Source organism: Georgenia sp. EYE_87, assembly GCF_023148685.1.
In the GTDB taxonomy this organism is placed as follows: domain Bacteria; phylum Actinomycetota; class Actinomycetes; order Actinomycetales; family Actinomycetaceae; genus Georgenia.
Genome location: NZ_JAHXNL010000012.1, coordinates 23942 through 49008, shown reverse-complemented (window position 1 = coordinate 49008; position 25067 = coordinate 23942). Strand labels below are relative to the sequence as shown.

The 25067-nt window shown below is 74.5% G+C and carries 19 protein-coding genes; 13 read left to right on the top strand and 6 right to left on the bottom strand.

Annotated features, from left to right (window positions below; genetic code table 11):
• Nucleotides 1–52 precede the first annotated feature (52 nt).
• Both KZX45_RS15680 and KZX45_RS15675 read left to right on the top strand, forming a co-directional pair.
• Complete coding sequence (locus KZX45_RS15680; RefSeq protein ID WP_248258691.1) at nucleotides 53–1609, top strand: DAK2 domain-containing protein; 1557 nt, start codon at nucleotides 53–55, stop codon at nucleotides 1607–1609.
• Complete coding sequence (locus KZX45_RS15675) at nucleotides 1606–3891, top strand: ATP-dependent DNA helicase RecG (protein ID WP_248258690.1); 2286 nt, start codon at nucleotides 1606–1608, stop codon at nucleotides 3889–3891. Before KZX45_RS15680 ends, KZX45_RS15675 begins: the two co-directional genes overlap by 4 nt.
• 95 nt (nucleotides 3892–3986) lie before the next feature.
• On the opposite strand, the gene KZX45_RS15670 is transcribed toward KZX45_RS15675, so the two are convergent.
• Nucleotides 3987–4973 carry an LLM class flavin-dependent oxidoreductase gene (locus KZX45_RS15670; protein WP_248258689.1) on the bottom strand — a complete coding sequence of 329 codons (987 nt, stop codon included), beginning with the start codon at nucleotides 4971–4973 and terminating at the stop codon, nucleotides 3987–3989.
• Nucleotides 4974–5194: 221 nt separating this feature from the next.
• Between KZX45_RS15670 and KZX45_RS15665 the strand changes: the two genes are divergently transcribed.
• From KZX45_RS15665 to KZX45_RS15630, 8 genes are all read left to right on the top strand, one after another.
• The gene (locus KZX45_RS15665; protein ID WP_248258688.1) at nucleotides 5195–5608 is read left to right on the top strand and encodes a transferase; all 414 of its coding nucleotides are present in this window, start codon (nucleotides 5195–5197) and stop codon (nucleotides 5606–5608) included.
• 114 nt (nucleotides 5609–5722) lie between these two features.
• Nucleotides 5723–6376, top strand: coding sequence for a 16S rRNA (guanine(966)-N(2))-methyltransferase RsmD (rsmD, locus tag KZX45_RS15660; protein WP_248258687.1), 654 nt, complete (start codon nucleotides 5723–5725; stop codon nucleotides 6374–6376).
• A 79-nt stretch (nucleotides 6377–6455) separates the two neighbouring features.
• A complete protein-coding gene (gene coaD / locus KZX45_RS15655; RefSeq protein WP_248258686.1) occupies nucleotides 6456–6947 on the top strand; it encodes a pantetheine-phosphate adenylyltransferase in 492 nt (163 codons plus the stop codon).
• A complete protein-coding gene (locus KZX45_RS15650; protein ID WP_248258685.1) occupies nucleotides 6944–7468 on the top strand; it encodes a hypothetical protein in 525 nt (174 codons plus the stop codon). The genes coaD and KZX45_RS15650 overlap by 4 nt, the downstream gene beginning before the upstream one ends.
• Before the next feature lie 246 nt (nucleotides 7469–7714).
• Entirely contained in the window at nucleotides 7715–8287 is a 573-nt protein-coding gene (locus tag KZX45_RS15645) for a DUF177 domain-containing protein (RefSeq protein WP_248258684.1), read from the top strand.
• 56 nt (nucleotides 8288–8343) lie between these two features.
• Complete coding sequence (gene rnc, locus KZX45_RS15640) at nucleotides 8344–9048, top strand: ribonuclease III (protein ID WP_248258750.1); 705 nt, start codon at nucleotides 8344–8346, stop codon at nucleotides 9046–9048.
• Between the two features lie 6 nt (nucleotides 9049–9054).
• A complete protein-coding gene (mutM, locus tag KZX45_RS15635; RefSeq protein WP_248258683.1) occupies nucleotides 9055–10071 on the top strand; it encodes a bifunctional DNA-formamidopyrimidine glycosylase/DNA-(apurinic or apyrimidinic site) lyase in 1017 nt (338 codons plus the stop codon).
• 124 nt (nucleotides 10072–10195) lie between these two features.
• Nucleotides 10196–10810 carry a response regulator transcription factor gene (locus KZX45_RS15630; protein ID WP_248258749.1) on the top strand — a complete coding sequence of 205 codons (615 nt, stop codon included), beginning with the start codon at nucleotides 10196–10198 and terminating at the stop codon, nucleotides 10808–10810.
• Nucleotides 10811–11056: 246 nt separating this feature from the next.
• On the opposite strand, the gene KZX45_RS15625 is transcribed toward KZX45_RS15630, so the two are convergent.
• From KZX45_RS15625 to KZX45_RS15605, 5 genes are all read right to left on the bottom strand, one after another.
• Nucleotides 11057–12904, bottom strand: coding sequence for a GAF domain-containing sensor histidine kinase (locus tag KZX45_RS15625; protein WP_248258682.1), 1848 nt, complete (start codon nucleotides 12902–12904; stop codon nucleotides 11057–11059).
• A complete protein-coding gene (gene cydC, locus KZX45_RS15620; protein ID WP_248258681.1) occupies nucleotides 12901–14871 on the bottom strand; it encodes a thiol reductant ABC exporter subunit CydC in 1971 nt (656 codons plus the stop codon). Before cydC ends, KZX45_RS15625 begins: the two co-directional genes overlap by 4 nt.
• Nucleotides 14868–16616 carry a thiol reductant ABC exporter subunit CydD gene (gene cydD, locus KZX45_RS15615; protein WP_248258680.1) on the bottom strand — a complete coding sequence of 583 codons (1749 nt, stop codon included), beginning with the start codon at nucleotides 16614–16616 and terminating at the stop codon, nucleotides 14868–14870. Before cydD ends, cydC begins: the two co-directional genes overlap by 4 nt.
• 4 nt (nucleotides 16617–16620) lie before the next feature.
• Nucleotides 16621–17685: a cytochrome d ubiquinol oxidase subunit II gene (gene cydB, locus KZX45_RS15610; RefSeq protein WP_248258679.1), complete on the bottom strand. Its 1065-nt coding sequence runs from the start codon at nucleotides 17683–17685 to the stop codon at nucleotides 16621–16623.
• 66 nt (nucleotides 17686–17751) lie between these two features.
• Nucleotides 17752–19263, bottom strand: a complete 1512-nt coding sequence (locus KZX45_RS15605) for a cytochrome ubiquinol oxidase subunit I (RefSeq protein ID WP_248258678.1) — start codon at nucleotides 19261–19263, stop codon at nucleotides 17752–17754.
• 473 nt (nucleotides 19264–19736) lie between these two features.
• Here KZX45_RS15605 and KZX45_RS15600 point away from each other — a divergent pair, with 473 nt between their 5' ends.
• The 3 genes from KZX45_RS15600 (at nucleotide 19737) to KZX45_RS15590 (ending at nucleotide 24996) form a co-directional block, all read left to right on the top strand.
• Nucleotides 19737–23408, top strand: a complete 3672-nt coding sequence (locus tag KZX45_RS15600; RefSeq protein WP_248258677.1) for an Rne/Rng family ribonuclease — start codon at nucleotides 19737–19739, stop codon at nucleotides 23406–23408.
• 129 nt (nucleotides 23409–23537) lie between these two features.
• Nucleotides 23538–24176, top strand: a complete 639-nt coding sequence (locus KZX45_RS15595; RefSeq protein WP_248258676.1) for a DUF6318 family protein — start codon at nucleotides 23538–23540, stop codon at nucleotides 24174–24176.
• Entirely contained in the window at nucleotides 24169–24996 is an 828-nt protein-coding gene (locus KZX45_RS15590; RefSeq protein WP_248258675.1) for a hypothetical protein, read from the top strand. The genes KZX45_RS15595 and KZX45_RS15590 overlap by 8 nt, the downstream gene beginning before the upstream one ends.
• Nucleotides 24997–25067: the final 71 nt, after the last annotated feature.

The following is a 25067-nucleotide window of genomic DNA, read 5'->3' as shown; positions in this document are numbered from 1 at the left end:
ATCGTAGAGGACCGGCACCGGGCCGGTCCGCGGGAGCCGCCGGGGGGAGTCCGTGGTCGCCACCCTCGCCGAGCTCGACGCCCCCGCCGTGCGCCGTTGGTTCGAGCACGCCCTGCGGTCGCTGCTGCTCGTGCGCGACGAGATCGACCGCCTCAACGTCTTCCCCGTCCCGGACTCGGACACCGGGACGAACCTCGTCCTCACCCTCGCGGGGGCCGCCGAGGCCGTGCGGCCGCTCCACCAGGACGCCGACCTGACCGCCCTCACCGGTGCCGCCGCCGACGGCGCCCTGCTCGGGGCCCGGGGCAACTCGGGCATCATCGTCGGTCAGTGCCTCCAGGCCCTCGCCGCGACCCTCGCGGGCCGCACCTCGGCAGGCCCCGCCGCGGTGGCCGCGGGGCTCGACGCGGCTGCCGTGCAGGCCCGGGCTGCGGTCGGCCGGCCCGTCGAGGGCACCATCCTCACGGTCGCGCGCGCCGCGGCCGACGCCGCGAACGGCGTCGCCAAGGACGGCGGCGACCTCGAGTCGGTCGTCCGGGCGGCGGGCCTGGCCGCCCGGGACGCCCTGGCTCAGACCCGCGGGGCGTTCGGCGGGGCCGGCGTCGACGCCGGCGGCGTGGGCTACGTCGTCCTGCTCACCGCCCTCCTCGACGTCGTGACCGCGACCGGCGACGCCGGGACCGCCCGCGCCGAACGCGTCACCACGTTCCTCGCCCGGCTCGGCACCATGCCGCCAGCGGGGGCGGGCGCCGCCACGGCCGCCACGGCCGCCACGGCGCAGCCGGTCCCCGGGCCGGCACCGGACGACGACGGTGCCGGCGCGTTCGAGGTCATGTACGTCCTCCACGCCGGCGTGGACCGCGCCGCGGCGGTGCGTGAGGGGTTGCAGCGCACCGGCCACTCGGTCGCCGTCGTCGGCGGCGAGAACCTCTGGCAGGTGCACGTGCACACCGACGATCCGGCCGCGGCCCTCGCCGGCCCGGCGGAGATGACGCAGGTCTGCGTGCGGCTGGTGCGACGGGACCCGGTGCGCGTCGGCGTCGTCGCCTGCACGCGGGCGCCCGGGCTGCTCGAGCACCTGGCCCGTGCCGGGGCGGCGGCGGTGCTCGCCCCGGACGCCGCCACGGTGGTCCGGGCGGCGACCGACACGCTCGCCGGGGTGGTGCTCGTGCTCCCGTGCGACGAGCTCGCGGCGGAGGCGGCCCGCACGGCCGCGCACCACGACGGCCGCTCCGCGCCCCACCGGGCCCGTCCCGTGCGCCTCCACGTCGCCCCGCCCGCCGACGACCTGCAGGTCCTCGCCGCGGCCACGGAGGTCGGCGGCGCCGTCGTCACCGACCTGGACGACGCGTGCCGGCGCGCCGACGTCGCGAACGCACGGATGCGGTCGCGGGCGGTGGCGCTCACCGGGAACGGGGCGGTGCGCGACGCCCTGGAGAGCCTGCTCGGACCCGAGGACGAGCTGGTCACCGCCGTCGTCGGGTCGGGGGCCGGCCCGGGCACCGCCGCGGAGGTCCGGGAGGCGGCGGCCGCGCTCGCCCCGGCCGCCGAGGTCGTCGTCGTCGACGGGGGACAGCCGTCCCCCGCCCTGCTGCTGGGGGTGGAGTGAACCAGCCGATCGCGCGCGAGAGACGCCACGATCCCGCCTTTCTGGGCGAGGTCGGGGGCCGCCTCGGACGCTCCCTCGAGAAGGAGCTCGGCACCAGGACCGGGAAGGCCCTGGGCAAGCTCGGGGTGCACACCGTCGGGGACCTCCTGCGGCACTACCCGCGCCGCTACGGCGACCGCGGCAAGCTCACGGCCCTGCGGCAGCTGCGCGTCGGCGACCACGTCACGGTGATCGCCGAGGTCTCCTCCAGCGAGTCCCGGCCCATGCGCGGCAAGGTCGGGGCGATCCTCAACGTCCGGATCACCGACGGCACCGACGAGCTGCTGCTCACGTTCTTCGGCAAGCACTCCCGCTCGCTCGAGCACCACGAGCGCCGGCTCCGCCGCGGCGCGACCGGGATGTTCAGCGGCACGGTGAGCGCCTACCGCGGCGACCGCCAGCTCACGCACCCGAGCTACGAGACCTTCGACGACCTCGACGACGAGTTCGCGGCCGTGCAGAAGGTCGACTGGCCCATCCCGATCTACCCGGCGAGCGCGAGCATCGCCAGCTGGCAGATCGAGAAGGCGGTCGAGACCGTCCTGCGTCCGCTCACCGCCGAGGACGTGCCCGAGGCGCTGCCGGCCGCCTACCGCCGGGAGCACGACCTGCCGGACGTCATGACCGCCCTGCGCGGGCTGCACGCGCCCCGCACCCCGGAGGACTGGCAGCGCGCGCGCCGGCGGTTCCGGCACGAGGAGGCGTTCGTCCTCCAGACGGCGCTCGCGCAGCGGCGCGCCGCCACCCTGTCCGACGCCGCGACGGCCTTCGAGCCGCGCAGCGGGGGGATCCGGGACGCGTTCGAGGCCCGCCTGCCCTTCGAGCTCACCGCCGGGCAGCACGAGGTGGCCGCGGTCCTCGAGCGGGAGATCGCCGCACCGGTGCCGATGATGCGGCTGCTCCAGGGCGAGGTCGGCTCCGGCAAGACCGTCGTCGCGCTGCGCGCGATGCTCCAGGTGGTCGACGGCGGAGGGCAGGCCGCGCTGCTGGCCCCCACCGAGGTCCTCGCCCAGCAGCACCACCGCTCGATCACCGGCCTGCTCGGCCCGCTCGCCGAGGCGGGCATGCTCGGCGGGGCCGACGAGGGCACCCGGGTGGTCCTGCTGACCGGGTCGATGGGGGCCGCCGCCCGCCGCAAGGCCATCGCCGCCGCCGCGTCCGGCGAGGCCGGGATCGTCATCGGGACCCACGCGCTGCTCAGCGAGGTCGTCCAGATCCCCGACCTCGGTCTCGTCGTCGTCGACGAGCAGCACCGTTTCGGCGTGGAGCAGCGTGACGCCCTGCGCGCCAAGGGCCGCACGACCCCGCACCTGCTGGTCATGACGGCGACGCCGATCCCGCGAACCGTGGCGATGACCAGCTTCGGCGACCTCGAGACCTCCACCCTGCGCGAGCTGCCGGCGGGGCGGGCGGGCGTGAGCACCAACATCGTCCCGGCGGACAGGCCCCGGTGGGTCGAGCGCACCTGGGAACGGGTCCGCGAGGAGGTCGACGCCGGAGGACGCGCCTACGTCGTGTGCCCCCGGATCACGGCCGGCGAGAACGGCGGCGACGCAGCCGAGGACGGCTTCTCCGACGACGTCTCGGACGAGCTTTTCGCCCTCGACGACGCGGGCGAGCCGCGCCGCCCCCTCGCCTCCGTCGAGGAGGTCGCCGCCCTGCTCCGGCAGACACCCGCGCTGGCCGGCGTGGCGATCGGCGAGATGCACGGGCAGCTGCCGACCGAGACGAAGGACGCCGCCATGGCCGACTTCGCGGCGGGCCGCACCCCGGTGCTCGTCTCCACCACGGTCATCGAGGTGGGCGTGGACGTCCCGGACGCCACGGTCATGGTCATCCTCGACGCCGACCGGTTCGGCCTGTCCCAGCTCCACCAGCTGCGTGGCCGCGTCGGGCGCGGGACGAAGCCCGGCATGTGCCTCGCGGTGACGGCCGCCCACCCCGACTCCGGCTCGTTCGAGCGGCTGGCCGCGTTCGCCGCCACCACCGACGGGTTCGAGCTCGCCGAGACCGACCTGAAACTACGGAGGGAGGGCGACGTGCTGGGCGCCTCCCAGTCCGGCCGGTCCAGCTCGCTGCGGCTGCTGCGCGTGCTGCAGGACGCGGACATCATCGACGGCGCGCGGGCCGCCGCCCGCGATCTCGTGGCCCGTGACCCCGCGCTCGCCTCCGAGCCCGGACTCGCCCGGATGGTCGCCGAGTCGATCGACGAGGACGCCGCTGCGTACCTGGAGCGCACGTGACCGCGCACGGCACGGAGCCAGTCAGCCGAAGGGTCACGTCCGTCGTCACCGCCCCACAGCCCATCACCGACGGGCCGTGAAGGGAACCCTCACCGTCAGCCGACGAGGTCGACGGCCGCGGCGAGAAGCTCGTAGGAGCGGCGCCGCGCCTCCGCGGTGGGGGTGTTGGAGGCGACGATGATCTCGTCCGCCTGCGCGTGGGCGGCGAACTGCTCGACCTGCTCGCGCACCGTGGCGGGGGAGCCGACGGCGGAGTGGCGGAGCATATGGCGGATCTGGTCGCCGGCGGGCGAGGCGAGGACGGCGTCGGCGTCCTCGTCCGACAGCGGCAGTCCGCTGCGCGTGAGCCGGCCGGCGTTGGCGCGCAGGGCCGAGTGGTAGAGGTCGTGCGCGTCGGCGTCGGTGTCGGCGGCGAAGACGTTCATGGCCACGATGACGTAGGGCTCGGGGTTGGCGTCCGAGGGCCGGTACTCCCGCCGGTACGTGGTCACCGCGTCGACGAGCGCGTTCGGCGCGAAGTGCGAGGCGAACGAGTACGGCAGCCCCAGCGCCGCCGCGAGCCGTGCCCCGAACAGGGAGGAGCCGAGGATGATCAGCGGCACCTCGGTGCCGGTGCCCGGGGTCGCGCGGACCGTCTGCCCGGGACGCTCGGGGCCGAGCAGCGCCTGGAGCTCCACGACGTCCTGGGGGAACCGGTCGGAGTCGGTGGGGCTGCGGCGCAGCGCCTGGAGCATCGCCATGTCCCCGCCGGGCGCGCGGCCGAGCCCGAGGTCGATGCGGCCGGGGTAGAGCGTCTCGAGCGTGCCGAACTGCTCGGCGATCACCAGGGGCGAGTGGTTCGGCAGCATGATCCCGCCGGCGCCCACCCGGATCGTCGACGTGCTGCCGGCGATGTGCCCGATCAGCACCGCCGTGGCGGAGGAGGCGATCGTCGGCATGTTGTGGTGCTCGGCGAACCAGTACCGCCGGTAGCCCCAGCGCTCCGCGTCCTGGGCCAGCGCCACGCTGGCGTCGAACGTCTCCCGCACGCTGCCGCCCGGACGGACGGTGGCGAGGTCGAGCACGGACACGGGCACGGGCATGGGGGACCTCCGACTGTTCCGACCCGCGCACATCGGGACCGTGCGCGTCCGATCACCGTACGTCGCCGGGACGGCGAACGGCCAGACGCCGCCTTCCGTCCGCCGACCACTGTCGGGAGCGGCGGAACAGGGCGCATCATTTTTTGGAATCCTTTGACCTGCCCGTGCGTTAGGACAGGTGTACAGAGCATCCCTGAGTCAATCCCGGGGGAGGGAGAGGTATGCGGCCTACGCATGTCGAGCTGGAGGACGACGACGGCGTCGTCCTGCGTTACTTCCACCACGCGAACGGCGGTGGCCTCGTCGAGTCCAGCGCCCGCGTGCATCCGACGGCCTTCGTCGCCGCCGGGGCCTACGTCGACCCCGGCGCGCAGGTGGGTGCCGCCGCCCGCGTAGGCGCGGGTGCGTGGATCGACCGGCGCGCCACCGTCGCGGCCAAGGCGGTCGTGGGGGCGGACGCCCACGTCGGGCCCGGTGCGGTCGTCGGCCGGGGCGCGACCCTCGGACCGCGGGTCCGCGTCGGCGCGGACGCGCGGATCGGCCCTGGCGTCACCGTCCCGGTGGACACGGTGGTCAAGGCGGGCGCCGTCGTCGAGGTGGCCGGCAGGCGCGGCCGGGTGGGCGCGGCGGCCTGAAGGCCCGGCGCCCGCAGTCTCCCGGTCGGACCCGTCCGTGGTCCGACCTGCCCGCGGCCCGGCGCCCACAGTCTCCGCGGACGCGCGCCGCGCGTGCGTCACTACGCTGACCCGGTGACCAGGATCGTCGCCGGCACCGCGGGTGGCCGGACCCTGCAGGTGCCGCGCAGCGGCACCCGGCCCACCTCCGAACGAGTCCGGGAGGCGCTCTTCTCCCGGCTCGACCACCTCGGCGTCGTCGGCGGCGCACGCGTCCTCGACCTCTACGCCGGCTCCGGGGCCCTTGGGCTCGAGGCGGCGAGCCGGGGCGCCGAGCGGGTCACGCTCGTCGAGGCCGCCCGCCCGGCCGCCGAGCTGTGCCGCCGCAACGCCAAGGCGCTCGGGCTGCGGGCGGTCGACGTCGTCGCGCAGAGGGTGGAGACCTACCTCGCCTCGGCCCCGGCGCGCGGCGCGGCGCCCGCCCACCTGGTGCTGCTCGACCCGCCGTACGACGTGACCGAGGAGGCTCTCGGGGAGGTGCTCGCGCTGCTGGCCGCGCGCGGCAGCGAGGACCCCGACCAGCCTGCCCCGCCCGGACCTGCGCCCTGGCTGGACCGGGACGCCGTCGTCGTCGTCGAGCGGTCCCGCCGCAGCCCGGAGCCGACGTGGCCGCCCGGGCTCAGGCTCACGGACGCGCGGCGCTACGGCGACACGCAGGTCTGGTTCGTCGCCCCGGCCGATGATGCGTCGCCTGACGACGCCCCGGCTGGTGACGCGTCGGCTGAGTGACGCGCCGCCGCCCGCGTCGTAACGCCGACTTCGCGGTCCGGCCCGCTACCGTGAATCGCATGGTCCAAGTGGAGCGGCGATGAGCCTCGCGGTCTGCCCGGGTTCCTTCGACCCGATCACGCTGGGCCACCTCGACGCCGTGCGCCGGGCGCGCGCGATGTTCGACGAGGTTGTTGTCGCCGTGGCGCACAACCCCGCGAAGCGGTACCTCTTCGACGCCGAGGAGCGACTTGCCCTGGCCCGGGAGTCCGTCGCCGGCCTCGAGGGCGTCCGCGTCGAGCTCGTGCCCGGGCTCCTCGCGCAGTACTGCGCCGACGTCGGGGCCACCGCCATCGTCAAGGGGCTGCGCGGGGCCGCCGACTTCGACGCCGAGCACGCCATGGCCCTCATGAACCGCCACCTCACCGGGGTGGAGACGGTCTTCGTGATGGGCGACCCCGCGCTCGCCCACGTCGCCTCGTCCCTCGTCAAGGACATCGCCCTGCACGGCGGCGACGTCACCGACCTCGTCCCGTCCGCCGTCGCCGCCGCGCTGCACCGGGCGCTGAGCAACCCAGGAGAAGCACGATGACCGCCAGCCAGCAGCAAGCCTCAGCCGAGCAGCACGCCGAGGACGGCGCCTCGCTCATCTCCATCCTCGACGAGCTCACCGAGCTGGTCACCGCGGCACGGGCCATGCCGATGTCCGCGTCGGTGCTGATCAACCGCGCCGAGGCCCTCGACCTGCTCGACGCCGCGCGCGCCGTGGTCCCCGAGGAGATCCAGACCGCGGACGACATCGTGGCCGACGCCGACGCGATGGTCGAGAGGGCGCGCCAGCGGTCGGACAAGATCGTCGAGGAGGCCCGCGCCCGCGCCGAGGAGCTGGTCGCGAACGAGAACATCGTCCGGCTGGCCGAGGAGCGCGCGGAGCAGATCGTCCGCGCCGCGGAGGAGAAGGCGGCCAAGCTGGCCGCGGACGCGAACGACTACTGCGACCGCCAGCTCGCCCAGTTCGAGATCGACCTGAACTCCATCAGCACGCAGGTGCGCGCGGGCCGGGAGGCTCTCTCCGCCCGCGCCGGCCGGGTCGCCGTCGCCGCGGAGGAGTGACCCCGGCGGGCTACCGGGCGGCCACGCCCCCGGAGCGCTCGCCGTTCGTCCGGACCGGGAGCGCTCGCCGTTCGCCACGACCGCGGATCGCGCGCCGACCGCCACGACCGCGGATCGCGCGCCGACCGCCAGGCGTGGGTAGCATCGAAGGCTGGTCCCGGACGACGGGCGCCCCCCGGGCGCCGGCGCCGGCCGGCCCCACGAACCAGTCCTCCCGCGCCCAGCGCGGCTGCTGCAAGGAGTGTCATGGACGCCCGATCGCCGCTCGTGATGAGCACGCACGAGCTCGGCCGCCGAGCCGGGACGATGCGCTCGCTCGAGCGCACCGTCCCCGCCCCCGCCGACCTCGGCACAGAGGTCATCGGCGTGCCCGAGGGCTCCGACGTCGAGCTCGACCTGCGTCTCGAGGCCGTGATGGACGGCGTGTTCGTCACCGGTACCGCGGCCGTCGGTCTGCGCGGGGAGTGCGTCCGGTGCCTGCGCGACATCGACCAGGACCTCGACGTGGAGCTGTCCGAGCTCTTCTACTACGCGAGCACCAAGGCGTCGCTGGTGCAGGAGGGGGACGAGGAGGCCGAGGACCTGCCCGCCGTCGAGGGCGAGCTGATCGACCTCGAGACGACGCTGCGCGACGCCGTCGTCCTCGCCCTGCCGTTCCAGCCGCTGTGCCGGCCCGACTGTGCCGGCCTGTGCCCCGTGTGCGGGGAGCGGATGGACGACCTCGAGCCCGGCCACCACCACGAGCAGCTCGACCCGCGCTGGTCCGCACTGGGGTCCCTGCTGGAGGAGAAGGGCGAGACGAAGGACGGCGAGCGGTGAGCGGCTCCCGCCGACGGCGGTCTGACGCCCAGCCCGAGGCGCCCGCGCGGCAGGACGTGGAGACCCTCACCGCCGCCCTGGGGACCGCGATCGACCCCGAGCTGCTGGTCCTGGCGCTGACGCACCGCTCCTTCGCCCACGAGGCCGGGGGCATCCCCACGAACGAGCGGCTGGAGTTCCTGGGCGACTCGGTCCTCGGGATCATCGTCACCGAGCGGCTCTACCGCGCCCACCCCGACGAGTCCGAGGGCGACCTGGCCCGGATGCGCGCGGCCACGGTGAGCCAGAAGGCGCTCGCCTCTGTCGCGCGGGAGATCGGGCTGGGCGGCTACATCCTCCTCGGGCGCGGGGAGCTCGTCACCGGCGGCCGGGAGAAGGACTCCATCCTCTCCGACACCGTCGAGGCGCTGATCGGCGCGACGTACCTGTGCCACGGCCTCGAGCACACGCGCGCCGTTGTCGAGCGGCTCGTCGGCCCGCTGCTGGCGCAGGCCGCGAACCTGGGCGCCGGGCTGGACTGGAAGACCTCGTTGCAGGAGCTCACCGCCGAGCGGGGGCTCGGTGCCCCCACCTACGTGGTCACCGGGACGGGGCCGGACCACGCCCGCACCTTCACCGCGACGGTCGTGCTGGACGGGGAGGAGCACGGCCGCGGGGTGGGCAGCTCCAAGAAGGTCGCCGAGCAGAACGCCGCCGAGGACACCTACGCCAGGCTCGCCGGCCAGCCGGTGGCCACGGCCGGCGACGGCGAGCTCGCCTGAGCTGACGTGCCCGAGCTTCCCGAGGTCGAGACCGTCCGCCGCGGCCTGGCCGGCCGCGTGCTGGGCCGGCCCGTCGCCGGGATCGAGGTGCACCACCCGCGCAGCGTGCGGCGCCAGCCCGGCGGTGCGCGCGAGCTCGCCGACCGGCTCGCCGGGCAGCAGTTCACGGCCGCGGTGCGCCGCGGCAAGTACCTGTGGCTGACGCTGGGGGAGGGTCCCGGGGCGCCGCCGGACCAGGCCCTGGTGGTCCACCTGGGCATGAGCGGGCAGCTGCTTGTGCAGGAACCCGCCGGCGCCCGCCGGGGCGCCGAGGCGGACCCGCCGACCGCCTTCCTCGCCGACGGCGAGCGGCCCGCCGACCTCACCGCCACCCTGCCGCCCACCGTCGTCCGTGACATCCCGCTCACCACCGCCCACCTGCGGGTGCGCATCGACCTCGCCGACGGCGGCCAGCTGTGGTTCGTCGACCAGCGCACCTTCGGCCACGTGATGGCCGTGGACACCGTCCCCACCGTCGACGGCGCCCCCGGCGGCCTCGGCAGCGACGACGCCGTAGTGCCCGCCCCGGTCGCCCACATCGCCCGCGACCTGCTCGACCCGGCGCTCGACCGCGCCGACCTCGTGCGCCGCACCCGCGCCCGCCGGACCGAGATCAAGCGCGCGCTGCTGGACCAGACGCTCGTCTCCGGCGTCGGCAACATCTACGCCGACGAGGCGCTGTGGCGGGCCCGCCTGCACGGGGCCCGCCGCACCGACGTCCTCCGTCCCGAGCGGCTCCGCGGTCTCTTCGACGCCGCGACGGACGTGATGCACGAGGCCCTCGCCGTCGGTGGGACGTCGTTCGACGCCCTGTACGTCGACGTCGACGGCGCGGCCGGGTTCTTCGCCCGCTCCCTCGCCGTCTACGGCCGGGCCGGGCGGCCGTGCCCGCGGTGCGGCGCCGTCGTCCGCCGCGAGGAGTTCATGAACCGCGGGTCCTTCTCCTGCCCGCGCTGCCAGCGCCGGCCCGCGCTCCCACGCTGACCGGGGCCCGCCGGAGCCGCGGCTCGGCGCGCAGCCCTGGATGCGCGAGAATCCGCCGGTCTTGGGTAGTCTCGGGGGCGTGCCGAACGCTCAGGAATCCCAGCAGCCGCGCGACATCCGCGTGATGATCATCGACGACCACGAGGTGGTGCGGCGGGGCATCGCGGAGATCGTGGACCGCGCCGACGGCCTGACGGTCGTCGCCGAGGCCGGCTCGGTCGCCGAGGCCGTGCGCCGCGCCGAGCTCGTCCGGCCGGAGGTCCTGCTCGTCGACCTCCAGCTGCCCGACGGCACCGGCATCGACATCGTCCGGACGCTGCGCGAGAAGGTGCCCGGAGCGCGGCCGATCATCCTGACCTCCTTCGACGACGACGACGCCCTCGCCGAGGCGCTCGAGGCCGGCGCGAAGGCCTACCTGCTCAAGACGGTGCGTGGCGCCGAGATCGCCGAGGTCGTCAAGGCCGTCGCGGCCGGCCGGACGCTGCTCGACGAGCGGACCGTGACGCGCCGCCGCGCCGACCACGAGGACCCGACGGCGGATCTCACGCCCTCCGAGCGGCGCGTGCTCGAGCTGATCGGCGACGGCCTGTCGAACCGCGAGATCGGCGAGCGTCTCGGCGTGGCCGAGAAGACGGTCAAGAACCACATCACCTCGCTGCTGAGCAAGATGGGCCTGCAGCGCCGCACGCAGGTCGCGGCCTGGGTGGCCGGCCAGCGGGCCGCCGGCTGGCGCGGCTGAGCGCGCTCTCGGCAGCACACTGCGGATCCACCCATCGCACCGCCCCGGCTGCTGACGCACGACGCTGGTTCGTGAGGTCAGATCTCACCGCAAGCCACAGACCTCGCCGAAGTCCGAGCGGTAGTTGCGACCTGGACGGTCGTCCTCTGCCGGATGGGCAAGGGCGGGGCGGGCCGGGGCGTCGGCGACGGGGGGTCGTCGAGGGCACGCCGTGGTGCGATGGTCAGGGACGCCGAGGCGCGCGCCCTACGTCAGCGGGACCTGCCAGCTCACCTGAGACCCGGTGCCCGACTCGCTGCGGCCGATGGAGAACGTGCCGCCGTGCCGGCGGGCGCGGGCGGCGAGGTTGCCCAGCCCCGACCTGCGGGAGAGCGAGGGGGGGACGCCGAGGCCGTCGTCGGTGACGTCGACGACGATGCGCCCGGTGAACCCGGCCCCGAGCACACTGACGTGCGCCCGCACCGACGACGCCTTGGCGTGCTTGGCGGCGTTCACCATGCCCTCGCGCACGACGGCGACGACGTCGTCGGCGATGTCGGCGCCGACCCGGTCGTCGATCTGGGTGATGAGCTCGGCCTGCTCCTGGTCGTCGACGATCGGCGTGCCGTCCACCTCGATGATCAGCGACGGCGCGAAGCCCAGGGACGTCCGCGCCAGCGAGGCCTCGCGGCGCAGCCGCTCGACGAGGACGACCGCCGCGTCGGGCTCGCGCAGCGAGTGCACGATCGAGCGGATCTGCTTGACGGACTCGTCGACGCTGGTGAGCGACTCCTCGAGCAGGTTCGCCAGCCGGTGCTCGCCCCGCTCGGCCATCGCGGTGCGGGCCGAGGCGAGCTGCATGCCGGTGGCGAAGAGCTGCTGGATCGCCAGGTCGTGCAGGTCGCGGGCGATGCGCGCCCGCTCGTCGAGGAGCGAGGCGACGTCCTGCGCGTGCCGGGCGGCGGCCAGCTCCAGCGCGAGCGCGGCCTGCCCGGCGACGGACTCGGCCATCATCAGGTCGGACCGGTCGAACTCCGGCTCGCCCACCCGCCGCAGCAGCAGGATGACCCCGCGCCCCTCGCCGCGGAGCATCATCGGGGCGTAGAGCGCCGGCCCGAAGTGGGCGAGCTCGGCCAGCCGGAGCGTCCGCAGCCGCGTGAGGGAGTCGACGATCATGCCGGTGCCCTCCTTGAGCACCGTCATAGCCCGCCCGTCCGGGGGGAACACCAGCCCCACCAGCTGCCCGGCGCGGTAGCCGTCGGCGATCTCGCAGACCCACGCGTCGCCGACCGAGGGCAGGACGATCAGGGCGGTGTCGGCCTCGGCCACCTCCCGGAGGCGGGCGGCGATCATCTCGAGCGCCTCCTCCTCCTCGGTGCCCTCGAGGAGGGTGGTGGTGATGTCCTGGCTGACGGCGATCCAGCGCTCGCGGTTGCGGGCCTCGGTGTAGAGCCGGGCGTTCTCGACGGCGACCGCCGCGGCCTCCGCCAGGCTCATCATGTCCTCGGCGTCCCGGGCGGTGAACCCGCCGTCCTTCTCCGCCAGGTACAGCCGGCCGTAGACCTTCTCCCGGACCCGGACCGGGACGCCGAGGAAGGAGTGCATGGGCGGGTGCCCCTCGGGGAACCCGCCGAAGTCGGGGTGCCGGGTGAGGTCCTCGAGGAGCAGCGGGCCGTCCACCGGGATGGCGCCGAGGACGCCGTGCCCGCGGGGCGGGTGCCCGAGGATCTCCTGCTCCTCCTCGGTCATGCCGACCTGGACGAACGCCGTGGTCTCCCCACGGTTGTCGAGCACGCCGAGCGCGGCGTACCGCGCCCCGGTGAGCCGCGCGGCCCGGTCGACGAAGCGCCGCAGCGCCTCCCGGACGTCCAGCTGGGAGGTGAGGTTCAGCGCGGCGCCGAGCAGCGAGTGGGTGTCCGTGGCGAGCGTGTGGGGGTGCGTCTCGGCGGAGGCCCCGGCGGCGTCGACGGCCCTCGCCGGCCCGGTGTAGGGCCGGTCGTCGGGACGACGGCGGAGGTCACCCGGCGCGCGGCCGGTCGCGCCTTGCGTGCCGGCAGCCGGCGAGCCCGTGCCACCGTGCGCCACGGGGCAGCGGGCGGCGTCGTCGGTGCTCATCGTCGGTGCTCCTCCTGCTCCAGGGCCCAGCGGTAGGCCGGTACGTCGGCGCGGAGACGTTCGTGCGTGCCCCGCGCGAGAACCGTAGCCGGTCCGTCGTTCCGCGCGCCCAGGACGATCACCTCCTCCGCGGCGCCCAGGGGCGAGAGACGGTGGGTGACGAGGACGACGCCGCGCGGGGGGGCGCCGTCGTCGACGCCGGTGCGGAGGAGATCGGTCAGGAGCCGGTCCGCCGTCGCGGGGTCGAGGTGCTCGCCGGGTTCGTCGAGGAGCAGCAGCCGGGCGGGGCTGGCCAGGGCGCGGGCGAGGAGGAGGCGTCGCCGCTCGCCGCCGGAGACGGTCGCCGCGTCCGGGCCGAGCATCGTGCCCAGCCCGTCGGGCAGGCCCGCCAGCCAGTCGCCCAGACCCGCCCGCTCCAGCAGGCCCGTCGCCTCGCGCTCGGTGACGTCGCCGCGCGCGACCCGGAGGTTCTCCAGCACGCTGGTGCCGAACACGTGCGCGTCCTCGGCGGTGAGCACCAGGTCGGCGCTGACCCGGTGCCGGTCCGCCTCCCAGACCGGGACGCCGTTCAGCTCGACCGTGCCCGCCCGCGGCGGCAGGAGCCCCGCGAGCGTGAGCAGGAGGGTCGTCTTGCCGACCCCGCTCGGTCCGACGACCGCGACCGCCCGTCCGGGGGCGAGGTCCAGGTCGATGCCCTCGGCGACGACGGGGCCTCCCGGCCAGCCGACGGCGAGGCCCCGGGCGGTCACCCGGGGACCGGACGGGGGAGCGGCGCCCTGGACGGGCGAGGCGGCTTCTCGAGCCGCGCACTGGACGGGCGAGGCGGCGGTGCGAGCGGCGCCCTCGACAGGTGCGGTGCCCGCGGCGCCGACCCTGGGGCGGCTCGTGGCCGCGGCGGCCGCCGGGGCGTGGCGCGGGGCGGCAGCGGTGGCCGGCCCCGCCCGGTCGAGCAGCTCTATGATCCGCACGGCCGAACCGCCCGAGCGGACCAGCTGCACCGCCGCGGGCCCGAGCATCGCGGTGCCCTCGAACGCGGCGAGCGGGGTCAGCACGATGACGGCCAGCTCGACGGCCTCCATGCTGCCCGCCACGGTGGCCGGGATGCCCAGGACCAGCGAGCCGAGCACGGCCGCGCCCATCGCCAGCGTGTCCACGCCGGCGGCGAGCGCGGCGGGGCGGGCGGCGGCATCCTTCGCCCGGGCGAGGTCGCGCTCGGTGCCGCGCAGGGACGCGACCACGTCCCGCAGGCGCCCGGAGACGGTGAGCTCCGCGGCGCCGTCGACCATCGTCATGGCGGTGGCACTGATCTCGGCCCGGGCGTCTGTGGCGGCGCCCTCCGCCAGGCGCGCCGCGCGCATGGTCAGCCAGGGGCCGGCCAGGCCGGCCATCAGGAGGCAGACCGCCAGGACCAGGCCGGCACCGAGGTGGAGCCAGGCCACCAGCACCACCGACCCGGCGCCCACCACCGCGGCGACCACGGAGGGCAGCAGGGCGCGCACCACGACGTCGCCCACCGCGTCGACGTCCGTGCCGGTGCGGGCGAGCAGGTCACCGCGGCGCAGGCCGGCGACGGCGTCCGCGCGGCCCGACGCGAGCGTGGTGTAGACGCGCTCGCGCAGGGTCGCCATGCCTCGCAGGGCCACGAGGTGGGAGGCGAGGCGTTCGAGGTAGCGCAGGAGGGCGCGGGAGATGCCGAAGGTGCGCACCGCGACGGCGGCGACGGAGAGCTCGAGGACCGGGGGCATCTGCGAGGCGCGGGCGATCAGCCAGGCGGCGGTCGCGGTCAGGGCGATGCCGCTGGCGAGGCTGGCGCTGCCGGCCAGGACCGCCCAGAGCAGGCGGACCCGGTCGAGGTCGAGGAGCCCGACGGCGCGGCGCAGCGCCCGCCGTTCGGCGGCGGGCAGGACCGTGCGCCCCCGGGCGGTGGTGGACGCGGGCGCGTCTGCGGAGGTGTCGACGGCGGTCATCGGGCCGCTCCGGAGCGGGCGTCCGGTTGCGGCGCGTCCTCGGGACCGGCGCCCCCCTGACCGGCGGCCCCCTGCGGAGCGGGCCGCGCGGCGACGGTGACGACGTCGTCCGCCAGCGCCACGAGCGCCGACCGGTGGGCGATGACCAGCACCGTGCGCCCCGCCTCGCGGAGCGCGCCGACGGTGTCGAGCACGTGCTGCTCCGACGCAGCGTCGAGGTGGGCGGTGGGCTCGTCGAGGACGACGAGCGGCTGGTCGCCGAGGAGCGCCCCGGTCAGCGCGAGGCGCTGCCGCTGCCCGACAGAAAGGCCCGCTCCGCCGTGGCCGAGCCGGGTGTCCCAGCCGGCGGGCAGGTCGGCGAGGACGGCGTCGAGCCCGGTCGCGGCGGCGGCCGCCGCGACCCGGCCGTCGACGACGGCGGAGTCCGAGCCGAGCACGTTGGCCCGGACGGTGCCCGGCACGATGACGGGGCGCTGCGGCACCCAGGCGACCTGGCGGTGCCAGGACGCGGGGTCGACGTCGGCCAGCGGGAGGCCCGCCGCGCCGTCGTCCCCCGAGGGGACGAGGCGGACGGCGCCGTCGTCGGGGCGGAGCAGCCCGAGCACCACCGCGGCCGCGGTGGTCTTGCCGGCCCCCGAGGGCCCGACCAGGGCGACCACGCGGCCCGGCCGCAGGCGGGCGCCGAGCCGCCACGGCGCGAACTGGCCACGGCCGGGGGCGAGGACGCTGACGTCGTCGAGGACGACGTCGGAGCGGCGCAGGTCGGGGGCGGGCACCGTGCCCGGTGCGGGCGGGTGCTGGTCGAGGATCGCGAACGTCTCCTCGGCGGCGGCGACGCCGTCGGCGGCCGCGTGGAACTGCGCGCCGACCTCCCGCAGCGGCTTGTACACCTCCGGGGCGAGCATGAGCACGGCGAGTGCGGTGGTGAGGTCGACGTTGCCGTACACGAGGCGCATGCCGATGGTCACCGCGACCAGCGCCACGGAGATCGAGGCGAGGAACTCGAGCACGGCGCCGGAGAGGAACGCGACCTTCAGGGTCGCCATGGTGGTGCGCGTGTACGCCCGGCCCAGCTCGCCCACCCGCCGGCCCGGGCCGTGCTCGCGCCCGAGCGCCTTGAGCGTGGACAGCCCGGCGAGGAGGTCGAGGAGCTGCCCGCCCAGGCGCTCCATGGCCACGAGCTTCTCCGCCGCGAAGCGCTGGGTCAGGACGCCGATCAGCCACATGAACACCGGGATGAGGGGGATCGTCACGGCGATGATGAGCGCGGAGGAGAGGTCGAGCCCGAGGACGACGGCGAGCGTGGCCGGGGTGACCGTGGCGGCGAGGAGCAGCTGCGGCAGGTAGCGCACGAAGTAGGGCTCGAGGTCGTCCAGGCCGCGGGTGGCCAGCGTGGTGACCTGCGCGCCGTGGCCGCCCAGCCAGCGCGGCCCCAGCGCGACCGCGCGGGTGAGGACCTGCTCGCGCAGGTCCGCGACGACGTCCCGGGCGGCACGGTGCGCCAGGGACTCCTGGACGACCAGCACCACGAACCGTGCTGCGAGCACGCCCGCGAGGACGGCCACCAGGGGAGCGGCGTCGTCCCACCCGGCGGTTCCCTCGACGACCGGCGCGGCGGCCCGGGAGATTAGGAGCGCCTGGGCGATCACCAGCGCCGCGGTGGCGAACCCGGTGACGGCGGTGACCGCGATGTAGCGGCGCGCGGCACCGGCGTGCTTCAGGAGCCGCGGGTCGAGAGGCCTCACCGGGTCAGTGTGCCCCGGTGGTCTGGCCGGCGTCGCGCGCCTCGGCCGGGGGCAGACCCTCGTGACCGTGGATCTCGTCCGTGCTGATGCGCTTGCGGAAGACCCAGTACGTCCACCCCTGGTAGGCCAGCACCACCGGCACCAGGAGGAGCGCCACCACGCTCATGACGGTCAGCGTGGCCTGGGTGGAGGCCGCCTCCTGGATGGAGAGCGAGAACGCGGGGTCGATCGAGGACGGCATGACGTTGGGGTACATGACGCCGAAGATCAGCACCACGGCGGCGACGATCGCCACGGCGTTGAGGACGAACGCCCACCCCTCGCGGCGCGCACGCGTGGCCACGACCACCCCGACCAGGGCCGCGGCGGCCACCACGAGCGGCACCCAGGTGAGGGTGTGCGCCGAGTACAGCGTCTGCGCCAGGACCGCCCAGACGCCGGCGACGGCGAGGGAGACCACCGACAGGCGCTGCGCGAGGACGCCCGCGCGCTCGCGGACCTCGCCGTCCGTCTTCAGCGCCAGGAAGACGGCGCCGTGGGTGAGGAAGACGACGGCGGTCATGACGCCGCCGAGCACGGTGAAGGGGGTGAGGAGGGAGAAGAACCCGCCGGTCAGCTGGTGGTTGCCGTCGACCACCTCGATCTCCATGCCCTGCACCAGGTTGGCGAAGGCGACACCCCACAGCACCGCGGGGACCCAGGCGCCCACGGTGTGCGCCCAGTCCCACCGGTTCCGCCAGACCGGGTCGTCGATCTTGGCCCGCCACTCGATCGCGCAGATCCGCACGATCAGGGCGAGCAGGATGATCAGCAGGGGCAGGTACATGCCGGAGAACATCGTCGCGTACCACTCCGGGAACGCTGCGAAGGTCGCGCCGCCGGCGGTGAGCAGCCACACCTCGTTGCCGTCCCAGACCGGGCCGATGCTGCGCAGCAGCACCCGGCGCTCCCGCTCGTCGCGCGCGAAGGGCTTGAGCAGCATGCCGACGCCGAAGTCGAAGCCCTCGAGCACGAGGTAGCCCGTCCACAGGACGGCGATGAGCAGGAACCACAGGAGGGGGAGATCCATGACTTCTCCAGTCGGGAGGTGCGGTCAGGCGCGGCGGGACGGCGACGGTCGGTGCCGGGCGGCGGGTCAGTACGAGAAGGACAGGGTCGGCTCGAGCTCCTCCGCGCGGCCACGGTCCTGCTCGGGGGCGCCGTCGGGCAGGTCGGCGGCCAGCGGCTCGACGCCCTCGCGGACGTACCGCCGGATCAGCCGGAACCACACCACGCCGAGAGCGGCGTAGAGCAGGGTGAAGACGACCAGGGAGGTCAGGACCGTTCCGGCGGAGACGACGGTGGAGACGCCGTCCTGGGTGAGGAGGTAGACCTGGTCGACCGGGTTGGCGGGGTTGGGGTGGACCACCCAGGGCTGGCGGCCCATCTCGGTGAAGATCCAGCCGAAGGAGGCGCCGAGGAAGGGCAGCGGCAGGACGGCCAGGGACAGGCGGGAGAACCACGTGGCGTCGTTGACGCGTCCCTTGCGCAGCACCCACAGCCCGGCCGCGGCGAGGGCCAGCGAGGCCATGCCGAGGCCGATCATGAGCCGGAAGGACCAGTAGGTGACGGCCAGGTTGGGCACGTAGTCGACGTCGGTGCCGAACTGGTCGGCGTAGCGCTCGGTGTACTCCTCCTGGACGTCGTTGACGCCGGGCAGGTAGGAGTCCTCGCCGGAGAAGGAGCCGGTGCCGAGGAAGGAGGTCACCCCCGGGATCTGGATGAGGTGGCGGACGCTCTCGCAGTCGCCAGAGAGGTCCCCGATGGTCAGCAGCGAGAACGCGGCGGCCTCCTCGCCGTCGCACAGCGCCTCGGCGGCGGACATCTTGGCGGGCTGCTGCTCGTACATGAGCTTGCCCTGGAAGTCGCCGGTGACGGCGACGCCGGCGCCCGCGATCACCATGGTGATCAGGCCGACGTAGGCGCCGGTGCGCCACACCTGCCGCGCCTCGTGCTGGCGGCCGGCCCGCGCCGAGCGGACGATCCACCAGCCGCAGACGCCGGCCACGAAGGTGCCGCCGACCAGGAAGGCGGAGGTGACCGTGTGCGAGAAGGCGGCGACGAGGGTGTTGTTCGTCATCACCTCGAAGAAGCCCGAGACGCCGTCGAGCTCCGCGCGGCCGGTCTCCGGGTTGTAGACGGCCCCCACCGGGTGCTGCATCCAGGAGTTGGCCGCGAGGATCCAGTACGCGGAGAGGTTGGTGCCCACCGCGACCGCCCAGATGCAGGCCGAGTGGAGCCACTTGGGCAGCTTGCCCTCGCCGAAGATCCACAGGCCGAGGAAGGTGGACTCGAGGAAGAACGCCGCCAGGGCCTCGATCGCGAGCGGGGCGCCGAAGATGTCGCCGACGAAGCGGGAGTACTCCGACCAGTTCATGCCGAACTGGAACTCCTGGACGATGCCGGTGGCGACGCCGAGCGCGAAGTTGATCAGCAGGACCTTGCCGAAGAACTTGGTCAGCCGGTGCCACTTCTCGTTGCCGGTGCGCACCCAGGCGGTGTGCATGATCGCGACGAGGGGCGAGAGCCCGATCGTGAGCGGGACGAGGATGAAGTGGTAGACGGTGGTGACGCCGAACTGCCACCGTGCCAGGTCGAGTGCTTCCACCTGAAGTGCCCCTTCGGGAAAGAGGTCGGACCGGCCCGTTCCGGCCGAGATATCGCGTCCAACCTAGGAGCGGGCGCCGTCAGGGCGGCGGGACGTTGGTCCCGGGAGGTGACGGTTCGTCACGATCCGCGGCGGGTCGGAGCGTGAGGGAAGGGCCGCTGTGCGATACTTGGTCCTGGCTGGAGGGCAGTTCCACACCCCGTCCTCCGGTCCGACGACGACGTGACCGCTTCGGTGCCGTCCACCTCGCGCCGCTTCGCCATCCGGGCGAGTGCGCTGCAGCAGGGGACGGAGAGCCGAGGTCGTACCGAGCCACCGAGATGGTGGCCGGCAAGGCCGCCCGTTCGCCGGCGTTCGGGTGCTCGCACCCGGTCGTAACCACAGGACTTCCGTGCTCGGCGCCGCTGAGGACGACGAACCGCCCACGGGCGCCGGCGGGTGTGGACGGCGACCGGGGTTGAGGGGCATACCCCATGGACGAGCAGAACAACAACGAAGGCACGACGGCGGAGCAGCCGGAGGCGAAGGCGGCGCCGGTGCGTCGCACCCGCAGCCGCCGGGCGACGAGCCCGGCCGCCGCGCCGGCCGTCACCGGCGCGCAGCAGCCCGGGACGAGCGGCCCCGGCGCCGTGCCGGGTGACGCGGCCGACGCCACGACCGGCGCGCCGGCGCCCGAGCAGGCGGAGGCCACGGCCGCCGTCGCCGAGAAGGCCGCCGAGGCCGCCGCCGAGAAGCCGAAGCGCACCCGCAAGGCGCCCGCCCGACGCACCACGAAGAAGGCTACCGAGCCGGCCGCGGCGGAGGATGTCGCGCAGCCCGACCTCACCACGACGCAGGAGCCCACCGCGGACCAGGCCGACGCCGGAACCACCAGCGCGACCGTCGACGCCGCCGAGACCGCCACGGCCGCGCAGCCCGACGCCGACGCAGCGGCCGAGAAGCCGAAGCGCACGCGCAAGACGCCCGCCCGGCGCACCACGAAGAAGGTCGCCGAGGCGGCCGCCACCGACGCCGCCACCGGCGAGACCGCCACGGCCGACGCCGCCGCCCCGGCACCCGCGCCCGGTGAGACGGCCGCCGTGGAGCCGGCCGCCGGTGCGGCCACCACCGACGCCACGGTCGGCGCCGCGACCACCGGCGCTGGGACCACCGGCACCGCGACCGGCGAGGACCCGGCCAGCAACACCGCCACCGACGCCGCGACCGGTGAGGCCGCCAGCGTCGACGGGCAGCCGACCGACGAGGTCAAGCCGGCCCGTGCGCGGCGCAGCCGCCGGGCGTCGGCCCCGGCGCGCGCGCCCGAGCAGAAGCTCGACGTCTTCGCCGAGCTCGGTGTCGTCCCCGTCGCCGGGGCGACCGAGGTAGCCGCTGACGTCGCGGCCGAGGAGGACGAGGACGAGGAGGCCCCGGAGGACGCGGAGACCGCCGCCACGCCTGGTGCCGCCGTCGAGCAGGAGCCCGAGGAGGGACCGAGGCTTCCGGCCGCCGCCCTGCTCTTCCAGGCACCGGACCCGACCAAGGCTCGTCCGCGCCGCCGCCGGGCGCAGGCCCCCACCGGGGCACCGGGTTCCCGTCCGGAGGGGGAGGCCGCCGAGGCGCCCGCCGCGGTCTCTCGGGACGAGGCGGCCGGGGCCCAGGCCGCGGAGGCCGAGCCCGCCGAGGACCAGACCGCCGACGAGCAGATCTCCGGAGAGGACGAGTCCGCGGGTGGGCGTCGTCGCCGTCGCCGGGGCGGCCGAGGCCGCCGCAACCGCGGGGGCCAGGCCGAGAACGGGGACGAGCGCGAGGACGAGGCGGAGGGCGACCAGCCCGCCGAGGACCAGGAGGACGCCGAGAGCGAGGTCGCCGAGGACACCGAGCAGGGGTCCGAGGACGGCGAGACGGCCGAGACCGAGGGCGAGGAGGGCACGTCGGGCTCGCGCCGTCGTCGCCGTCGCCGCCGCTCCGGGCGGAGCGAGACCGAGGGCACGGGCCGCACCGCCGCGCGCGACGAGGTCACGGCGCTGAAGGGCTCCACCCGCCTGGAGGCCAAGCGGCAGCGGCGCCGTGAGGGGCGTGAGGCCGGCCGTCGTCGGCCCACCCTCAGCGAGGCGGAGTTCCTGGCGCGCCGCGAGGCGGTCGACCGCAAGATGATCGTGCGGGAGAAGGACGGCCTGAACCAGATCGGCGTCCTCGAGGACGGCATCCTGGTCGAGCACTACGTCGCCCGGCACACGCAGACCTCGATGGTGGGCAACGTCTACCTCGGACGCGTGCAGAACGTGCTGCCCTCGATGGAGGCCGCGTTCGTCGACCTCGGCAAGGGCCGCAACGCCGTGCTCTACGCAGGCGAGGTCAACTGGGACGCCGCCGGGATGGAGGGGCAGCCGCGCCGCATCGAGCAGGCGCTGAAGTCCGGGGACTCCGTGCTCGTGCAGGTCACGAAGGACCCGATCGGGCACAAGGGGGCGCGGCTGACGTCGCAGATCACCCTCGCCGGGCGCCACCTGGTGCTGGTGCCCTCCGGCGCCATGACCGGGATCTCCCGCAAGCTGCCCGACAACGAGCGGGCGCGCCTGAAGAAGCTGCTCAAGGAGATCGTCCCGGCCGGCGCGGGTGTCATCGTGCGCACCGCCGCCGAGGGCGCCACGGAGGAGCAGCTGCGCGCCGACGTCGAGCGCCTGACGAAGCAGTGGGCCGACATCGAGGCCAAGGCCAAGAGCGCCAAGAGCGCGCCGGTGCTGCTCAAGGGCGAGCCGGAGCTCGCCGTGCGCGTCGTGCGGGACGTGTTCAACGAGGACTTCGAGTCCCTCGTCGTCCAGGGTGACGGCGCCTGGCAGACGATCTCGCACTACGTGAAGGATCTCTCCCCGGACCTCGCGGACCGCATGCACCACTGGACCTCGGAGAAGGACGTCTTCGCCGAGTACCGGGTGGACGAGCAGCTCGCCAAGGGCATGGACCGCAAGGTCTGGCTGCCCTCGGGCGGCTCGCTGGTCATCGACCGCACCGAGGCGATGACGGTCATCGACGTCAACACCGGCAAGTTCACGGGCTCCGGCGGCACGCTGGAGGAGACGGTCACCCGCAACAACATCGAGGCGGCCGAGGAGATCGTCCGCCAGCTGAGGCTGCGCGACATCGGCGGCATCATCGTCATCGACTTCATCGACATGGTGCTCGAGTCCAACCGGGACCTCGTGCTGCGGCGCCTGCTCGAGTGCCTGGGTCGGGACCGCACCCGCCACCAGGTGGCCGAGGTGACGTCGCTCGGCCTGGTGCAGATGACGCGCAAGCGCGTGGGCCAGGGCCTCGTCGAGGCGTTCTCCACCCCGTGTGAGCACTGCAACGGTCGCGGCTTCATCGTCCACGACGAGCCGGTCGAGCGCTCCGCCGCGGGCGAGTCGCGTCCGCCTGCTTCCGACGACGGTGCACCGCGCCGTCGTGGCCGTCGGGGTGCGCCGACCCCGGTGACCGAGGCGCCGGAGGAGGTCGCCGCGCCCGCCGAGGACCCGGCCGCCGTCGCCGCCCGCGAGGCGGTCAAGGCGACGCTGGCGACCATCGCCGCCGCCGCCGCGCACGCCCACGAGGAGGGCGGCTCGAAGGACGGAGCCCACCACGCTGCGCCGGAGGGCGCGAAGGCTGCTCCCGAGGCTGGGAAGGACGAGCCGGCTGCGTCTGCGGCTGCTGCCCCAGCACCTGCCACGACGAGCGAGACCTCAGGTGCTGTCCCGGCCGAGCAGGCGGCACCCGCGCTGGGGGTTGCGGAGCTGGGCGGCGAGACGGTGGCTGCTGAGCAGGGAGCTGCTGACTCGACCTCGGCCGCGCCGGTCGCCGAGCCGGCGAAGGCGGGTCGTTCCCGTGGCCGCCGCAAGGCGACGAGCCCGACGACGGCACCCGCCCCCGCGGCTCAGCCGGCGACCACCGACGGCGAGCAGCGCAGGACGGTGACCGCACCCGCGGGGCCCGCGGTGAGCGGCGTCATCGGCGCGTTCACCGACGGACCGGCGGTCGAGGACGCGCCGGCTGCGAAGCTCCCGGCGAGCGAGCCCGCCGCACCACCCGCGCGGCGGCCGCGGCGCAGCCGGCGTGCGGTGTCCAGCGGTGTCGTGACGCCCGGCGAGACCAAGATCATCACGATCGAGCCGGGCAGCCAGTCCGAGTGACGCCCCGGCGACCGCGAGGTCGCTGACAGCGCGAGGGCCGGTTCCCCCTGAGGGAACCGGCCCTCACGCTGTCCACAGGAAGGCGACCGGGTCTGGCCGAATCCGACGCTTCGCCAGTACGGTCGGCGCATGCGTCAGGGGGACAAACTTCATCGACGGCTGATGGTGCTAGGAGCGGTGCTCGGGCTGGCGGGAGGTTTGGCCGCCTGCACCAGCGGTGGTGGTGCGGAGCCGGAGCCCTCCACTTCCAGCGGTGTCACGAGCGCACCGACGGCGGTGCCGAGCGACGAGCCCACGTCGGAACGGCCGGAGGTGCCGAAGCCGGTTCCGCCCGAGACCATGGCGCGCGACGACGTTGCTGGGGCCGAGGCCGCGGCGCAGTACTTCCTGGAGCTCTACCCGTACGTGTACGCGACGGGTGATCTGAGCGAGTGGAAGGCAATGTCGGAGCCCGAGTGCGTGTTCTGCCAGAGCGTTATCGACGAAGTTACTGAACAGCGCCGGCTTGGCGGTACCACGACAGGTGGCGGGGTCGAGCTGGAATCGATTCAGGGTTTCGATCGACTCGAAGGAAACGACTACTTCAGGGTTGATGCGCTTGTGAATCAAGCTGAGTCGACCCATAAAGATAAGGATGGATCCGTCACGAAATCGGAACCGGGCGGTGAGAATCTGCTCATCTTCGCTATTGGCCGCGCAGACGGAGACTGGTCAGTTCGGGCCGTGCAGGTTGAGGAGCCCGGATTCAATGTGAACCAAGATGCCTGACCGAAGAAGGATTTTTGGTGTCGTCACTTTGACGGTGTCGATGGTGCTCATATCGACACTTCCGTCGGCTGCCGACATCGGAACAATCGCCGACGATGACGCGCTCGAAGTTGCCGGTTGGGACAGTCGGAGCGTTGGCGATAGCACCCCGAGTGGCTCCGCTGACGGTGGCCACTCACAACCCGTCGCTACAGGGGGAGCCATTCCTCCGCCTCCCGCCTGCAACAACATCGGCTACACCCCTGCAGCCGAGAATTCCTACTACGTCGACCTGAACGGCTGCCTCCACGAAGGTGCCGCGCAAATCGGGCGGGAATTCCTCGTGACGATGCCTGCTGAACCGGGGGAGCCCGCCGAGGAGGCGCCGGCTGCCGTGCCCATCGTCGTGACAGCCGAAGACCTTCAGCGTCTGCCGATCGATCCGGGCGGGCTCGCTGTCCAGCCGGACCGCGGGTGGGTACTTGTGAACCTGGAGACGATCGTGTGGACGGGAGCGGCCGAGCAGACGTTCTCCGCTGTCGTCCTGGGCACACCCGTCGAGGTACGTGCGCGGCCGATCGACTTTACCTGGGACTTCGGCGACGGTTCCGCCCCGATCACGACCACCGATCCCGGAGCGCCGTTCCCGAACCACTCCGTAGCCCACGTCTACTCCGCGGCCGCAGAGCAGCGGCAGGTCACGCTGACCACCCGTTGGGCGGGGGAGTTCGAGGTGAACGGCTCGGGCGTGTGGCAGCCCGTGGCGGGTGTCGCCACGACGTCCGAGGTCTCGGAACCGTTCGAGGTGCGCACCGCCGAGACCAGCCTGACGAACGGTTAGGGGCACTCGACGCACCAATCCGTGCGGACGCGCCGTGTCGACAACCGGCACATGTCCTCGTCCGGGCGGCC

Coding starts and splice junctions, on each gene's coding strand:
- KZX45_RS15645 (WP_248258684.1), top strand. CDS start 7,715: ATGGACGCCCGATCGCCGCTCGTGATGAGCACGCACGAGCTCGGCCGC.
- KZX45_RS15670 (WP_248258689.1), bottom strand. CDS start 4,973: ATGCCCGTGCCCGTGTCCGTGCTCGACCTCGCCACCGTCCGTCCGGGC.
- cydB (WP_248258679.1), bottom strand. CDS start 17,685: ATGGATCTCCCCCTCCTGTGGTTCCTGCTCATCGCCGTCCTGTGGACG.
- coaD (WP_248258686.1), top strand. CDS start 6,456: ATGAGCCTCGCGGTCTGCCCGGGTTCCTTCGACCCGATCACGCTGGGC.
- KZX45_RS15600 (WP_248258677.1), top strand. CDS start 19,737: ATGGACGAGCAGAACAACAACGAAGGCACGACGGCGGAGCAGCCGGAG.
- KZX45_RS15650 (WP_248258685.1), top strand. CDS start 6,944: ATGACCGCCAGCCAGCAGCAAGCCTCAGCCGAGCAGCACGCCGAGGAC.
- KZX45_RS15630 (WP_248258749.1), top strand. CDS start 10,196: ATGATCATCGACGACCACGAGGTGGTGCGGCGGGGCATCGCGGAGATC.
- KZX45_RS15590 (WP_248258675.1), top strand. CDS start 24,169: ATGCCTGACCGAAGAAGGATTTTTGGTGTCGTCACTTTGACGGTGTCG.
- cydC (WP_248258681.1), bottom strand. CDS start 14,871: ATGACCGCCGTCGACACCTCCGCAGACGCGCCCGCGTCCACCACCGCC.
- KZX45_RS15665 (WP_248258688.1), top strand. CDS start 5,195: ATGCGGCCTACGCATGTCGAGCTGGAGGACGACGACGGCGTCGTCCTG.
- KZX45_RS15625 (WP_248258682.1), bottom strand. CDS start 12,904: ATGAGCACCGACGACGCCGCCCGCTGCCCCGTGGCGCACGGTGGCACG.
- KZX45_RS15595 (WP_248258676.1), top strand. CDS start 23,538: ATGCGTCAGGGGGACAAACTTCATCGACGGCTGATGGTGCTAGGAGCG.